General features: G+C 43.4%; 11 protein-coding genes, 7 tRNA genes and 1 rRNA gene (1 of these 19 cut by a window edge). 4 read left to right on the top strand and 15 right to left on the bottom strand.

Annotation, left to right across the window (positions count from 1 at the left end):
* The first annotated feature begins 83 nt into the window (after positions 1-83).
* The gene (locus tag GOP56_RS00210; RefSeq protein WP_003338157.1) at positions 84-533 is read left to right on the top strand and encodes a hypothetical protein; all 450 of its coding nucleotides are present in this window, start codon (positions 84-86) and stop codon (positions 531-533) included.
* A 214-nt stretch (positions 534-747) separates the two neighbouring features.
* On the opposite strand, the gene GOP56_RS00205 is transcribed toward GOP56_RS00210, so the two are convergent.
* The 5 genes from GOP56_RS00205 to GOP56_RS00185 all read right to left on the bottom strand — a co-directional run bounded on the left by GOP56_RS00205 (position 748) and on the right by GOP56_RS00185 (position 4,975).
* Positions 748-836 (bottom strand) — tRNA-Ser (locus tag GOP56_RS00205).
* An 86-nt stretch (positions 837-922) separates the two neighbouring features.
* The gene (locus GOP56_RS00200; protein WP_163244172.1) at positions 923-2,215 is read right to left on the bottom strand and encodes a peptidase; all 1,293 of its coding nucleotides are present in this window, start codon (positions 2,213-2,215) and stop codon (positions 923-925) included.
* A 13-nt stretch (positions 2,216-2,228) separates the two neighbouring features.
* A complete protein-coding gene (locus GOP56_RS00195) occupies positions 2,229-2,915 on the bottom strand; it encodes a 3-oxoacid CoA-transferase subunit B (RefSeq protein WP_035318861.1) in 687 nt (228 codons plus the stop codon).
* A complete protein-coding gene (locus tag GOP56_RS00190) occupies positions 2,897-3,595 on the bottom strand; it encodes a 3-oxoacid CoA-transferase subunit A (protein ID WP_163244171.1) in 699 nt (232 codons plus the stop codon). Before GOP56_RS00190 ends, GOP56_RS00195 begins: the two co-directional genes overlap by 19 nt.
* Before the next feature lie 15 nt (positions 3,596-3,610).
* Positions 3,611-4,975, bottom strand: a complete 1,365-nt coding sequence (locus tag GOP56_RS00185; protein ID WP_163246768.1) for an aspartate aminotransferase family protein — start codon at positions 4,973-4,975, stop codon at positions 3,611-3,613.
* A 185-nt stretch (positions 4,976-5,160) separates the two neighbouring features.
* Here GOP56_RS00185 and GOP56_RS00180 point away from each other — a divergent pair, with 185 nt between their 5' ends.
* Positions 5,161-6,792 (top strand): PucR family transcriptional regulator, encoded by a 1,632-nt coding sequence (locus GOP56_RS00180; protein WP_163244170.1) that lies wholly within the window; start codon positions 5,161-5,163, stop codon positions 6,790-6,792.
* A gap of 18 nt (positions 6,793-6,810) precedes the next feature.
* Here GOP56_RS00180 and ablB read toward each other — a convergent pair whose 3' ends face one another.
* Positions 6,811-7,656 (bottom strand): putative beta-lysine N-acetyltransferase, encoded by an 846-nt coding sequence (ablB, locus tag GOP56_RS00175; protein ID WP_163244169.1) that lies wholly within the window; start codon positions 7,654-7,656, stop codon positions 6,811-6,813.
* A 172-nt stretch (positions 7,657-7,828) separates the two neighbouring features.
* Here ablB and GOP56_RS00170 point away from each other — a divergent pair, with 172 nt between their 5' ends.
* Both GOP56_RS00170 and GOP56_RS00165 read left to right on the top strand, forming a co-directional pair.
* Entirely contained in the window at positions 7,829-8,557 is a 729-nt protein-coding gene (locus GOP56_RS00170) for a glycerophosphodiester phosphodiesterase (RefSeq protein ID WP_003338164.1), read from the top strand.
* A 71-nt stretch (positions 8,558-8,628) separates the two neighbouring features.
* Positions 8,629-9,267 carry a CBS domain-containing protein gene (locus GOP56_RS00165; RefSeq protein WP_003338166.1) on the top strand — a complete coding sequence of 213 codons (639 nt, stop codon included), beginning with the start codon at positions 8,629-8,631 and terminating at the stop codon, positions 9,265-9,267.
* A gap of 86 nt (positions 9,268-9,353) precedes the next feature.
* Here GOP56_RS00165 and GOP56_RS00160 read toward each other — a convergent pair whose 3' ends face one another.
* From GOP56_RS00160 to GOP56_RS00120, 9 genes are all read right to left on the bottom strand, one after another.
* Entirely contained in the window at positions 9,354-10,343 is a 990-nt protein-coding gene (locus GOP56_RS00160; protein ID WP_003338167.1) for a tRNA modification radical SAM protein MnmL/YtqA, read from the bottom strand.
* A gap of 227 nt (positions 10,344-10,570) precedes the next feature.
* Positions 10,571-11,815: a glycosyltransferase family 2 protein gene (locus tag GOP56_RS00155; RefSeq protein ID WP_003338168.1), complete on the bottom strand. Its 1,245-nt coding sequence runs from the start codon at positions 11,813-11,815 to the stop codon at positions 10,571-10,573.
* A gap of 684 nt (positions 11,816-12,499) precedes the next feature.
* Positions 12,500-12,576, bottom strand: a tRNA-Arg gene (locus GOP56_RS00150).
* A gap of 6 nt (positions 12,577-12,582) precedes the next feature.
* A tRNA-Cys gene (locus GOP56_RS00145) sits at positions 12,583-12,657 on the bottom strand.
* A 17-nt stretch (positions 12,658-12,674) separates the two neighbouring features.
* A tRNA-His gene (locus GOP56_RS00140) sits at positions 12,675-12,747 on the bottom strand.
* 18 nt (positions 12,748-12,765) lie between these two features.
* Positions 12,766-12,839 (bottom strand) — tRNA-Trp (locus tag GOP56_RS00135).
* Position 12,840: 1 nt separating this feature from the next.
* A tRNA-Met gene (locus GOP56_RS00130) sits at positions 12,841-12,917 on the bottom strand.
* 21 nt (positions 12,918-12,938) lie between these two features.
* A tRNA-Ser gene (locus GOP56_RS00125) sits at positions 12,939-13,029 on the bottom strand.
* A gap of 138 nt (positions 13,030-13,167) precedes the next feature.
* Positions 13,168-13,949: ribosomal RNA gene (locus GOP56_RS00120) — 23S ribosomal RNA — on the bottom strand (it continues 2,148 nt past the right edge of the window).

The raw sequence follows: 13,949 nt of genomic DNA, 5'->3' as shown, positions 1-13,949 counted from the left end.
TGATAGACTAAATACGTAATTTGGTAAGTTCCTACATAATCCTTATGGTTCTTACCCTTTCATGAAGGAGTGACTTTGTAGCAATGGACCAACTCATTACATTTGCTAAGGATTATTGGGTAATTCTTATCCTAGTCTTATTGGCAGTGTTTGTGCTTAATTTTTTTCTAAAAGCCTTGTACAAAATTGTTTTATTTAGTCTCGTCGTCGGGGCTATTCTGGTCTTTGGTTTCAATTATACACCAACTGAAGTGGTGAACATAGGACGTCAGGTGGTAAATGGTGTCGATGAAGTGTTCACATCTACTGTAAGACCTTTAATTGATTCTGAAATTAAGGACGCCACTTACAATTTCCGTGAAGATGGAAGCTATGAAATCAAGACGACGAATATCCGTATTGAGGGGAAAAAGGGCGATCCGAAAGCCACTGTCTACTATAAGAATTTTAATTTCTCCATTAATATTAAAGATCTAGGTGAATTAGCTCAGCAACACATCCAGAAGGCTGCTGATGGTAAATCAACACCGTAAACACCAATATATTCGTCTATTAACTTTACTTGCTAAGTAAGAATCCCGGTTCACGCCTGCTAAGGCTACGAGCCGGGATTTTTCATATAGGTATGTTTATATCCATTTTGTGTAGTGATTTACAATGTACTCTTGCTATTAGACACGTCCACTATATAAGCATACAAAAAAACCGAGGAACCTCTCAGCTCATCGGTTTGCTATTCTTTATGTATGGCGGAGGGAGAGGGATTCGAACCCCCGTGACGTTGCCGCCTAACGGTTTTCAAGACCGCCCCGTTATGACCACTTCGGTATCCCTCCGCGTTTCTACATAAAAAATATAGCATATAAAAAATCAAATAGCAACACCTTTTTAAAAAAATTTATGAGTTTAATAGTTTTTCTTTTCAATCAGCTAGCTCACACCACTCGATGAGAGTCAGTGCAAATAACTCAGCACACGCAAAAATATCATCGAGGACGATATACTCATCGGGATAATGTGCAACTTGGGTTACCCCTGGTCCTATAATGATAGAAGGCGTATCGGCCAGCTTCGTTAATAGACCTCCATCAGTCCCCCATGGCGATGCTTCTATGATCGCTGCCTCTCCAAAAACAGACGGATATAGCTCCTGCAATCGTGCAAGCAATGGATGATCCATTTCTACTTCTCCTGGCACCCATCTGGCACCGTACCATTCCAGCTCCACAGGATGATCTACAAACCATTCATCTTCCTCGGTAAGCTTTTGTAACGCAGCCTGCATTTCAATTTTGGCCATCTCCATTTCTTCTCCAGGTGCTACACCCATACGTCCTTCTATTGTAACCAAATCCGAAACAGATGATGGCCATTTTCCCCCTTGTATTACACCTAGATTAATCGGGATCGGTATAGGCAATTTCGCGTATAAAGGGTCTGACATTCGTTGATTTCTCTCTTGCTCTAAGCGCTGAATCTGTCTGATTACGGTCATGCTTTTTTCGATGGCACTAACTCCTTCATAGCGTGTACCTCCATGTGCCGATCTGCCTCGTATGAACAAGCGGAACCACATGGAGCCTTGTTGCTTGGGAAAAATTTTCAGGTTTGTTGGCTCAGGTATTAAAGCAGCGTCGGCTTTATACCCACGTAAAATGGTGGATAAGGTCCCAGCCCCACCGCTTTCTTCTTCTACAACACTTTGAAAGATAACATCGCCCTTCAAACGTACACCAAGCTGTTGGAGGGTTTGAATAGCTACGAGAGACGCGAGATTGCCACCTTTCATGTCAGTTACCCCGCGGCCATACAATTTTCCATCCACAATTTCTCCACTAAACGGCTCCTGTGTCCATTGTTTTCGCTCTCCTTCCGGCACAACATCAACATGGCCATTGAGAATAAGAGAACGTCCTCCTCCCGTACCCTTCCATACCCCTACTACGTTCGGACTACCTGAAAATTCAGTACGCGGCGAAACAAAATAGGCATGTTTCTCCAGCTTTTCAAGCTCGTCACCTGTCATCTCCCACACATCGACTTCAAGTCCCATCTCTACCAAGTGATTGGCTATTTTCTGCTGAATCCCCGCTTCCTGCCCTTGTACGCTAGCCTCACGCACCCATTCCTGCAACAAGCCTATGGCACCCGCTCGATCCTTCTGTAGCTGCTCACGAATTCGTTCCTGCCATGTTAGTGTCTGGCTTACGCTCATGGTAGTCTCCCCCTTAGATAAAAGTGGTTACTTCTCCGCTAAATAACAGCTCTGCTTCTGTCGCACCAATCACATCTGCTACGGTGTATGGATGCATAACCTCCAATAAATGCAATCCATCCGTTTTTACCTCCATCACTGCCATATCAGTGATTATCATATCGGCACTTCCTTTTGCGGTCAGAGGTAGCTTGCACTCACGGACAATCTTGGAGCGACCATTTTTGTCCAAATGTGTAGTAAGGACTAGAACCTTCTTTGCCTTTTGTGCTAATTCCATCGCACCGCCCATCCCAGGAACCCGTTTTCCGGGAACAATCCAATTGGCAATATCACCACGCTGACTTACCTCTAACACCCCAAGAATCGTCATATCTAGCAACCCTCTGCGAATGACCGCAAAAGCAGTGGCACTATCAAAAAAGGAAGCGCCGGGCATCAAAGTAACAGGAAAGCCTCCCGCGTTGCACAAATTCGGATTTTCTTCTCCTTTCTGGGGAGTGGGACCTGTACCTACAATGCCATTTTCAGCATGAAACAAAACATATTTTTCTTCTGGTATAAAATCTGCTACAAGCGTAGGGATCCCGATCCCTAGATTAATCAGCATACCGCTTTTTACCTCCAAAGCAGCACGCCTAGCAATTCGCTCCCGATAACTCTCCGTCGTACCTTCTTTTGTTACTTCTCCCATGCCCATCGCCAATTCACCCCTTCACTTTGCACGATATAGGTTACAAACACGCCTGGTGTCACGATTTCTTCAGGATCAAGCTCTCCAATCTCAACAATTTCTTCTGCTTCCACGATCGTGATATCTCCAGCCATGGCCACCAAGGGGTTAAAATTACGCGCACTTGTATCAAAAACAAGATTGCCAAATCGATCTGCCTTTTTAGCAGATACGATAGCCACTTGGGCAGTTAGCGGTGTCTCAATCAAAAATGTTTTTCCATCCACTATCACCTGCTGCTTCCCTTCTTCCGCAATTGTACCGATTCCGATGTCAGATAAAATTCCTCCTAGACCTACTCCACCTGCTCGAACTCTTTCTGCCAAAATGCCTTGTGGACAAAATTCCACCTCCAGCTCCCCTGCCGTCATTTGGGCACCAGCATTCGGATTAGAGCCAATGTGAGAAGCAATGACCTTCTTTACTCGGCGCTGTGTAATTAATCGTCCGACCCCAATATCAGGAAAAGCTGTATCGTTACTAATCAGTGTTAGTCCTTTGAATTGTTTTTCCAATAGTCCCTGTATTAAGGTAGGAGGGTTACCGACCCCACCGAAGCCACCAACCATCAATGTCATCCCATCATGAAAATGCTCCAATGCTTCTTTTAATGAAATCTCTTTATTCCAGGTTGATTGTGATATCATATGCGCTCCTCCTTTCTACCAAATTCCCTCTTTCGTGAACTCTGCTTGGGCTTCCTGTAAAGTCTGACGCAGTAAATGGATCAATTCATCAATTTCATGCTGTTCAATGATAAGCGGAGGCGAAATAATGACCGCATCGCCTGCTATTCCATCTAAACCTCCAATAGCTGGGTAAATCATCAATCCTTTAGCAAACGCTATTTGGATAATTCGATTGGTTACTTGATGTGAGAGTGCGAATGGCTCTTTCGTCAGCTTGTTCTTTACAAACTCTAGTCCACACAGTAATCCTTTCCCACGTGCCTCTCCAACAATGTCAAATTCCTGCTCTATTTGTTTTAAGTGTTGTAATAAATACTTTCCATTCTGTTCAGCTTTTTGCACTAGCTGATGTTGTTGCATGTAACGTATCACAGACACACAGATCGCTGCTGATTGAGGGTTAGCGCTGTAGGTATGACCTGCCATGATAGAGCCAGAGCCTTCTGCAATCGTCTGCATGATGGAATCACTCACCATAGTGGCTGCCATCGGTGTATATCCTGAACTCATTCCTTTCCCCAACGTCATTACATCAGGCGTTACCTGCCAATGATCAATTCCAAAGTTTTTACCAGTACGCCCCACACCTGTCATAACTTCGTCGGCTATAAATAAAATGTGATGCTTCGTACAAATTTCACGGATACGAGCAAAATAGCCGTCTGGGGGTACTACAGCACCTCCAGAAGCGCCAATAATTGGCTCTGCGATAAAGGCCGCAACATTTTCCGCTCCTGTTCTGATAATGGCCGCTTCTAACTCATCCGCAGCCTGACGTGCATATGCATCACTGTCAAGTCCCTGCTGATTTCGATAGGGATAGGGTGCCGATATACAGGGGTAATCTGCCAATAACGGTACGAAACGCTTGCGTCTTAGCACATGTCCTGACATGGATAATGCCCCCATCGTAATTCCGTGATAGCTCATCCAGCGTGATAAAATCCGATTTTTGGTCATGCGTCCTTGTTCTTGCCAGTACTGAATTACAATTTTTTGAGCTGTCTCCGTTGCCTCTGATCCACTGCTGACAAAAAAGCTCCAATTCACATTACCAGGTGCCCAAGCAGCCAGAATATCCGCTAACTCCTCTACTGCTTCACTACTGAAGTGTGAGCGATAAGCAAAGGATACCTTTTCAGCTTGCTGTCTCATAGCATCGACCACTTCATCCATCGCATGCCCGATACTCACAGTTACAGCCCCTGAACAAGCATCCATATAACGCTTTCCGCTCTCTTCATATAAATAAATTCCTTTTCCGTGAGAAATTCGTGGATATTGTTTGCCCCATTCAGGTTTAATTACATAGCTTTTTTGTTCGGTTTTGCTATCCATGCCCTTCGCTCCTTCCGTTTTCACTGCCACTTTATTACTCATCGTATCGAATCTAGAACCTCCTGACATTCTACTTCCTGGCCAAAAAACGCTGGATAAAAACCAGAATTTTTTGTACATTTTGTATAATGCTAGTTTATGTAAAGAGTAGAGGTTTTCAAAGTAATAGAGAGGTGGTGAAGCCCATGTCTATAACGATCCGTGAAGCCATGCAGTTACCTGATATGGTGCAAACCAGATTGGTAGCAGGGGAATCTGGATTACATCATCCAATTCAATGGGTCACAATCGTAGAAATTGTAGAGGATTTGGAACGTTTACAAGCAGGGGAATTTCTTATTACCACTGGTTTTGGTTTGGAGATGAACACGGATAAATACGATCAATTCATACCTTCACTGGCAGCTCGAGGATTGAGTGGAGTTGCGATTCATACCGGATTTTATTTACGTGAAATTCCAGCGCTTTTTGTTCAACAAGCGAATCAGTTTGGACTCCCTTTAATTGAGATTCCCACAGAGCTTAATTTCTCTACCATCACAAAAGCCATTCTTCAGCCGATTGTGAATCGTCAATTTGAGCTGATTCGCTATTCAGAACAAATTCATCAGCGATTGTTAAATGTAGCTTTGCTAGGTGAGGGTCTTTCTGCCATTGCAGACGAATTAGCCACCGTTACCCAAGGAGAAGTAATTATAACAGACGTACTTGGCTATGAATTAGTTCGTACGTGCCCACAGGCATGTCGGCCTGCTACTGTTGACATGCTCTCAACAGAAGATTCCCGTCAAGTCCGCTCTGATCAAAGCCGTGAATCCATCTCCTCTATCGAATTAACCCATCCAATCGAAGCCGCTCGTTTTACCTTTGGCGCTATCACCTTACGCAAACAGCAAACATGCCGGCAGGAATGGGATATGATCGCTTTGCAGCATGCCTCAACATTGGCTGCCTTAGCTTGCAGTAAGGACAGGGAGATAGCCCAAGCAGAATGGCGTCTAAAAGGCGATTTTTTAGATGAATTACTAAGCGGAACCTTTGAACGTAATGCAGAATCGGAGGCACGCAGCCGTATGTTAGGCTACCCTCTACATCATCATGCCCGTCACCTTGTTGTTGCGCTAGCCATACCCGCTACTCCTTCTGCAAAGGAATATAATTTTGCCATGCTACAAAAGCTACCCACCTTATTAAAGCGGGTAGCAGAGGTTTATCAGCCTACTTATCTCAGTAAGGAACGGGCAACCGAAATCTTATTACTAATGCCTGAGGATAAGGCTAGTGAAGTTTTTATTCAAAAAATGGCAAAAAAGTGGCTTGATTTGTATCCTCAGCATCCGTTGGCAATCGGGATTAGCAACCCCCGTGCTTCCTTCGATACCTTGTCAATAGCCGTTCAAGAAGCGATCTATGCCATGAAATGCCAATCAGCTCTCCTCCCAGCACTCCAAATACAGTCTGTATCTCATTTTGACCGACTAGCCGGCTATCAGTTCCTGTTTCCCTATCACGCGCAGCCTGAGGCCTTACAGGAGCTCTGGAAGCCACTCTTAGCCACATTGCTTCACTATGATCAGAAGCATGGACAACAATTGTTAGAGACTATCCAAGTTTATTTTGAAGAGTGTCTGAATGGGCAAAAAACATCACAACGTCTATTTATTCACCGGCACACGCTTAAATACCGTTTACAGCAGATCGAGCAAAAAACCGCTGGATCACTTCAAGACGCATCTCACCGTTGGCAGTTACAGCTAGCCATCATGGCTTATCATTTACAACAAATTTTCTACCCAGACATGTCAGGCATTCCCTAGAGTAAGCTTACGGAGCTATCAGTCCCATACAGCTTTCAACGGCTTAACCCAGATATTCATATCTTCAAAGCCGGTTGAAATCACACAATTGTTAATTAGCCTGCCAGTATATCGATAGCCCATTTTAGCGGCTGTCACATTCATCGCAGCGGAATGGGCACGTGTAAGTGTATATAGATAGGAAATACCTATTTCTTGCATATGTTGCTCCAAAGCTACAAACAGGTGCTGAAGCAATCCCTTTCCTAACCATTCAGGGTGTGTGGCACAATCCGTCATTTCTGCTGATCCCCAATTCGGCGTCACTTCAGCAGAAGCAGCGCAAACAATCTTGCCCCCTGCTTCTACAACAGCGTAATAGGTGTCTGCTTGTATCGTAGTTCGCACATACTCGGGATCATGCATGGGGGTTGGATAGGTCTCAAAAACAACTTGATACAGCTTAGCCAGTTCTTCAGCATCTTCAAGCTTAGCCCAGCGGACACGACAATCGTCTGGTAGCTCCTTGCATACACTATTGGTTGCTTGTTTGGCCAAGCTTATTTGTAGAATTTCGTCTGCAAGTGGCTCATTTTTAGGAGTTCCTCGCTCTGATGTAACAAAATAACGAAGCATGTGAGCATTCTGACCATTCATACAGCCTTCTAGAATCCCTTCACGTACAAATCCATGTTTCCCCCAGGCTGACAAATCCTCATGTCGGGCATAGACAATTAGCTTAGTCATACCCAATTTGTCAGCCTGTTGTTTGCAAGACTTTGCAATCTCGTCAATTTGATCAGAGTCGTACTCCATTACCTTGATACGTTGGTTATGTATATCCACAATTATTTGTGAAAGATTTTCAATCGGTTCCATCGTCATTTCTTTACACCTCATTGCGTTATTTCTTTCTATTATAAAACCCCTTGCATTGCTAGTCATTCGACAAGTTGTCCAAAGTACCTCTTTGACACAATTCGCTTCTTTCATATCTAAACCATAGCCTTTGCGCATAGGTATCAAGAAGAGACAGGAAAAAAGGAGGATTCCACCCATGCATACCCTTATTTATGCTCACAGGGGTGCCTCTGGCATGTATCCCGAAAATACATTTCCAGCTTTTCATGCTGCCTATCTACAAGGCTCTAACGGTATGGAAATCGACGTTCAAGTAACAGCCGATGAACAGCTTATTGTCATGCACGATACCAATGTAGAGCATACAACTGACGGGGTCGGCGAAGTACGGCATCTCACCTATGAACAGATCTATCGTCTAAATGCGGCAGCCAAAAGCAGAAAATATTATCCCCCTACAAAGGTTCCAGAGCTATCAGATGTCTTATTGTTCGTCAAAACAACTGGGCTTCGACTTATCATTGAACTAAAGAACTTTATCGTCCCTCAGCCTCAATTGGAAGAGCATGTAATTCGTCTCATCCATGATCTTCGTTTACATAAACAGGTGGTCATTTCCTCTTTTAATTATCACAGTCTGTTGCATGTTAAGGAGCTAGACCCACAAATTCGCACCGGTATGCTTTATTTCGGACAACTACATAAACCCTGGGAGATTGCCAAACAATTTCGTGCTGACGAACTCCATGCCCCCGAGGAACAGGTAAATAAAGCACTACTGCAAGCTGCTCGTCAGCACCATTTATCACTGCTTGCATGGACAGTGAACACTCCGGAACGCATGCAGGAGCTCTTTTCATTACAAATTGATGGCATAATTACAAATTATCCTAATGTAGCACGAAAATATTTGAATAAGAAGTAAAAGGATTGTTTACAAGCCCTACAGGATATTTCTATACTAAAGAAGAGATCAGGATATAAGGGGGTTATTGCATGTTCATTACCGACTGTCTATCACCACTACATTCTCTCACAGTGGTAAAGCCAACCGACACCATTGCCCATGCTCTGGAGGAAATGAAAAAGGGAAAATTGCTTAGCATGCCTGTGATTAATGAAGATGGTACTTATTTTGGAACGCTGAGCAAACGCAGTTTGTTTGAAAAATTCGAACAAGATCATGCGGACAAAACTTTTACAGAATTCACTCAACTTCCTCTTGCCGATGGTGTTGATCAGAATTTAAAGCCACTTACGACTGAACATCTTTATGAAGACGCCCTCCCTATTATTGTGCGTTATCCATTTGTACCGATTGTAGACGAGAATAATCGTTTTCTTGGTATCATTAAACGTAAAGATATGGAGTTAGTATTAGAATCTGTTTTTGGGATGGGTGTGAAAGGGACTAGAATAACCCTAACCCGTTTCGAAGGAAAAGGTGTGTTACGAGAAATCTCTAGTATTTTGACCGAACACAAGTCAAATGTGATCTCCTGTGTATCCTTTGATTCTAAACACTCTGGTGTCAGACGTATTTTAGTTAAGTTTAAAACGGAAGATAATCTGATTGATATTATTCAGGAACTGGAGAATCATGGCTTTGCTGTCACCTCTGTTCATGAAAGCTAACTCCCCAGCATGTAGTAAGAAGCAAGAATTTATAATAAAAAAAGGAACGCTAATTGCTTGCGTTCCTTTTTTACATTCCGATTCGATTATTTTCCAAGGTCCAGAGGCGGTACCCAATTTGGATCAAAGAACTTTCCTTGCCATGTATTACGACGTTTCATCTCTGCCTCAATGCCATTGAGCACTTCCCATTTTTTACGACTCCACATCGGCCCAATCAAAATATCAGGAGGCCCATCACCAGTAATACGATGCACAATCATTTCTGGTGGTAGAATTTCCAGAGTGTCGACAACTAATTTCGTATACTCCTCTTGTGTCAAGAATTCCAATAAACCAGCATTGTACTGCTTCACCATTGGCGTTTTCTTTAACAGATGTAGCAAATGTATTTTAATACCTTGTACGTCCAAATGAGCAGCGGCCTGCGCAGTCATCATCATATCTTCGGCAGTTTCTCCAGGTAATCCATAAATAATGTGGGAGCAGACACGAATGTTATGTTTACGAAGCTTCTCTAGTCCATCAAGATAGCATTGATAATCATGGGCACGATTAATCAGTAGCTGTGTACGTTCATGTACTGTTTGCAACCCTAATTCTACCCATAGATAGGTACGTTCATTTAATTCTGCTAAGTACTCTACTACATCATCTTCTAAACAGTCAGGTCTGGTTGCTATAGAAAGACCCACAACATCATCTTGTCGTAAAATCGTTTCGTACATATCGCGAAGCTCTTCTACAGGCGCATAGGTATTGCTAAATGCCTGAAAAAAACCTAAGTACTTCGCTGTAGGCCATTTTTCATGCATACGATCCTTAACATCATGAAACTGCTTCTCTAACGTCATACGACGATCGCCTGCAAAGTCCCCCGATCCGCGTGCACTACAAAATGTACAGCCACCTACTGCAACATTGCCATCTCGATTGGGGCAGGAAAATCCTCCATCTAGCGGTACCTTAAATACCTTGTGTTGAAACATACTACGCAAATGATAGTTCCATGTATGATAACGCTTATCACCCCATAGCAGAGGCTGACAGCTCTTTTGTATATCCTCCGTTGACATCTTTATACTCCCTTCTGTCCCATGCATTTCTACAGTATACCAGTTTCTGTAGAGCTTTTTAATAGTGAAAAATATTACACCACACATTTTTGCACATATCATGCTTCCGTCAATTGTTGCTTTTATATCAACATCAATAACATTTCGAAGTTTTTACTAGAAAAAAAGAACCGCAGTTCTTTCCCGCGGTTCATTATCATTATATTTCCCACTTTATTACGTTTACATTACTGTTGCATTTCTTCTATCTGAATTGCACGTGTATGTGCAGTATGGCTCCACTCTTGATTGTTCTTGGTAAAGAACGCGTAAATAAAGATAGGTAACCATGTCAGGAAGAAAATTGGCAACAGGATGAGTCCCAAATAAGCTTTTAGTGGGACTTTCTCTAAGTACAATGCGAGTACAGGTAACAAATAGAAAATACCTGTTGTCACGTAAATCAACCAATCAGGCAAGAAGCCTGTTGTAGGTAGGAACGTGTTAAAGCTCAACAATCTGGCCATAAACAATACCGACATAAATGTAACAATCAACACATACATGGGTTGAAAGAGGTAAAAAGCTGCGTCAAGCATTCCTAGTCTTCTTGCTTTTAAGCCATTTTTGACAACTGAACCAATGTAACGTCCAGCTACATCATAATGACCTTGCATCCAACGAAGTCTCTGCTTCATTGAAGATTTTAGGTCGATTGGTTTTTCGTCAAAAACCTTTGTTTCATGAGCCCAGCAAGGATAGATGCCACGTTCGATACATCTCGTTGCAAACTCTAAGTCTTCCGTTAAGCTGGTTGCCCCCCAACCCATATCTTTTAACAGCTTACTCTCAATACAAAGTCCTGTACCACCTAATGTGTTTGGCAACCCTAGGTTATGGCGAGCCAATTGCCACATACGGTTGGTGAACCAGTACGTACAAGCGTACGAAAGAGTAATCCAAGAGTCAAACGGGTTTTTGGAGTCAAGGTAACCTTGGATAACTTGTTGTCCTTTGCATAGACGATCGTTCATGACAGTTAGGAAGTTTTTCTCTACCAAGTTATCTGCATCAAACATTACGACAGCATCGTACTGCTTTTCTCGTGACCATAAATTTTCTAGCATCCACTCAATACCGTAGCCCTTGCCACGCTTTGAAGTGTCAAATCGTTCGCAAGCATAGGCGCCATGCTTCCGAACAATCTCCGCGGTGTTATCTGTACAATTGTCACAGATAACAAAAATGTCGTACATCTCACGCGGATAGTCCATTTTTTTCAAATTCTCGATCAATGGTGCAACAACCGCTGATTCATTGTGTGCAGCTATCAATACAGCAAATGTTTTCTCTGGCTTGTGGGTCACAGGCTTTTTCTTATGAAGTAAAATGCCTCCCCCTACTGAAATTGCTGTTTGATAGATGCTGACTAACCCCATTGTGGTGGTAAAACCGATGAAAAGCCCCTCAATTATATCTTTTAAGTCAACCATCTTTTCTTCTCCTCGACCTAGTATGCTTATATGCATACAGGTAGTGTTATATCTCCTTCAAACCCTATTTGCGAGTTTACACGATTCACAACTAGCCTGCAATCGTTCAAAAGTGGGAAAAATCAATGTTTACTTCTCTCTATATCTATTTGTTGCTTAATATGACGCAAAAGCTCAGTGATTCGCTTCATCTTGCAAGCAGTTTTTGAGAAACACTTGTCCCTATCACGTTTCCCTCTTCATCCTACTCTTATTCTGCAACCTCAAAATTTACTACAGAAAAAAAAGCCTGCTATAAAAAGGTCTACCCTTTTCAAATAGGCTTGAATCCAGAAGATGCAAAAATCTGGCCTCTATAACTAAAGGTCAGCCGATATTCCTAGTAAAATTTCTATAGTGATGTTTTTTTATCCCAGGGACAAAAGAACTAATTGACATTAGATGTAATCATTTACCTATTCTCTGTCTCTTATAAAAAATCCTATTTCATCAGCAATTTTTTTGTATAAAATGACAAAATATGAATTTTTATGGAATATTTTTAACAAATTTCTCACTTCTTACTTTTCTTTACAACTATAAAAACAAATAAAAACTCAGCGATACGAACCCTTTGGCCGAGCAGAGTCTTATGTGATTTCCTTTTTTGAAGGTTGGCATTCAATTTTTACAAATACATAAAAATGGCGTCTCAGGAGAGACTCGAACTCCCGACCGACCGCTTAGAAGGCGGTTGCTCTATCCAGCTGAGCTACTGAGACGCATTTTGGAGGGAGTACCCGGATTTGAACCGGGGAATAAAGGTTTTGCAGACCTGTGCCTTACCACTTGGCTATACTCCCTTATGAAATTAAAAAGGGGCGATCGATGGGAATCGAACCCACGAGTGTCGGAGCCACAATCCGATGCGTTAACCACTTCGCCACGACCGCCATTATGTAAGTAAAAGTTGGCAGGGGCAGTAGGAATCGAACCCACACCAAAAGTTTTGGAGACTTTTGTTCTACCACTAAACTATGCCCCTATGGTAGCGGCGGAGGGGATCGAACCCCCGACCTTTCGGGTATGAACCGAACGCTCTAGCCAGCTGAGCTACACCGCCAAAAAACGATATAAAACAATATGGCGGAGAGTGAGGGATTCGAACCCTCGCTACGCTTACGCATACTAACGGTTTAGCAAACCGTCCCCTTCGGCCTCTTGGGTAACTCTCCGTATAATAACTCCTCAGAATAAATCTATATGATTCAATCTACTACATTATTCTTATTTAATATACCTAAGGAATAATTATATCAAACACATACCTTTATTCCCTGAAAACTGAATAATGAAAGTTAGCATAAGGCAATGTGGATAAGTCCTCGACCGATTAGTATTCGTCAGCTCCATGCATTACTGCACTTCCACACCGAACCTATCAACCTCATCGTCTATAAGGGGTCTTACTAGCTTGCGCTATGGGAAGTCTCATCTTGAAGGGGGCTTCACGCTTAGATGCTTTCAGCGCTTATCCCGTCCGCACATAGCTACCCAGCTGTGCCACTGGCGTGACAACTGGTGCACCAGAGGTGCGTCCATCCCGGTCCTCTCGTACTAAGGACAGCTCTCCTCAAACTTCCTACGCCCGCGACAGATAGGGACCGAACTGTCTCACGACGTTCTGAACCCAGCTCGCGTACCGCTTTAATGGGCGAACAGCCCAACCCTTGGGACCTACTTCAGCCCCAGGATGCGATGAGCCGACATCGAGGTGCCAAACCTCCCCGTCGATGTGGACTCTTGGGGGAGATAAGCCTGTTATCCCCAGGGTAGCTTTTATCCGTTGAGCGATGGCCCTTCCATGCGGAACCACCGGATCACTAAGCCCGACTTTCGTCCCTGCTCGACTTGTAGGTCTCGCAGTCAAGCTCCCTTGTGCCTTTACACTCTACGAATGATTTCCGACCATTCTGAGGGAACCTTTGGGCGCCTCCGTTACTCTTTAGGAGGCGACCGCCCCAGTCAAACTGCCCACCTGGCATGGTCCTTCCACCCGATAAGGGCGGCAAGTTAGAAACTCCGTACATCAAGGGTGGTATCCCAACGACAGCTCCACGAAGGCTGGCGCCCTCGCTTCACAGCTTCCCACCTA

Origin of the sequence: Brevibacillus sp. 7WMA2, assembly GCF_010748895.1 — a bacterium.
Taxonomy (GTDB): Bacteria; Bacillota; Bacilli; order Brevibacillales; family Brevibacillaceae; genus Brevibacillus_B; species Brevibacillus_B halotolerans.
This window is presented reverse-complemented; position numbering and strand designations above follow the sequence as displayed.

What these genes read in the sequence shown, in the direction of transcription:
- GOP56_RS00195 (WP_035318861.1), bottom strand. Translation starts at nt 2,915, where the DNA reads ATGGGCATGGGAGAAGTAACAAAAGAAGGTACGACGGAGAGTTATCGG.
- GOP56_RS00170 (WP_003338164.1), top strand. Translation starts at nt 7,829, where the DNA reads ATGCATACCCTTATTTATGCTCACAGGGGTGCCTCTGGCATGTATCCC.
- GOP56_RS00160 (WP_003338167.1), bottom strand. Translation starts at nt 10,343, where the DNA reads ATGTCAACGGAGGATATACAAAAGAGCTGTCAGCCTCTGCTATGGGGT.
- GOP56_RS00190 (WP_163244171.1), bottom strand. Translation starts at nt 3,595, where the DNA reads ATGATATCACAATCAACCTGGAATAAAGAGATTTCATTAAAAGAAGCA.
- GOP56_RS00185 (WP_163246768.1), bottom strand. Translation starts at nt 4,975, where the DNA reads ATGGATAGCAAAACCGAACAAAAAAGCTATGTAATTAAACCTGAATGG.
- GOP56_RS00155 (WP_003338168.1), bottom strand. Translation starts at nt 11,815, where the DNA reads ATGGTTGACTTAAAAGATATAATTGAGGGGCTTTTCATCGGTTTTACC.
- GOP56_RS00180 (WP_163244170.1), top strand. Translation starts at nt 5,161, where the DNA reads ATGTCTATAACGATCCGTGAAGCCATGCAGTTACCTGATATGGTGCAA.
- GOP56_RS00210 (WP_003338157.1), top strand. Translation starts at nt 84, where the DNA reads ATGGACCAACTCATTACATTTGCTAAGGATTATTGGGTAATTCTTATC.
- GOP56_RS00200 (WP_163244172.1), bottom strand. Translation starts at nt 2,215, where the DNA reads ATGAGCGTAAGCCAGACACTAACATGGCAGGAACGAATTCGTGAGCAG.
- GOP56_RS00165 (WP_003338166.1), top strand. Translation starts at nt 8,629, where the DNA reads ATGTTCATTACCGACTGTCTATCACCACTACATTCTCTCACAGTGGTA.
- ablB (WP_163244169.1), bottom strand. Translation starts at nt 7,656, where the DNA reads ATGACGATGGAACCGATTGAAAATCTTTCACAAATAATTGTGGATATA.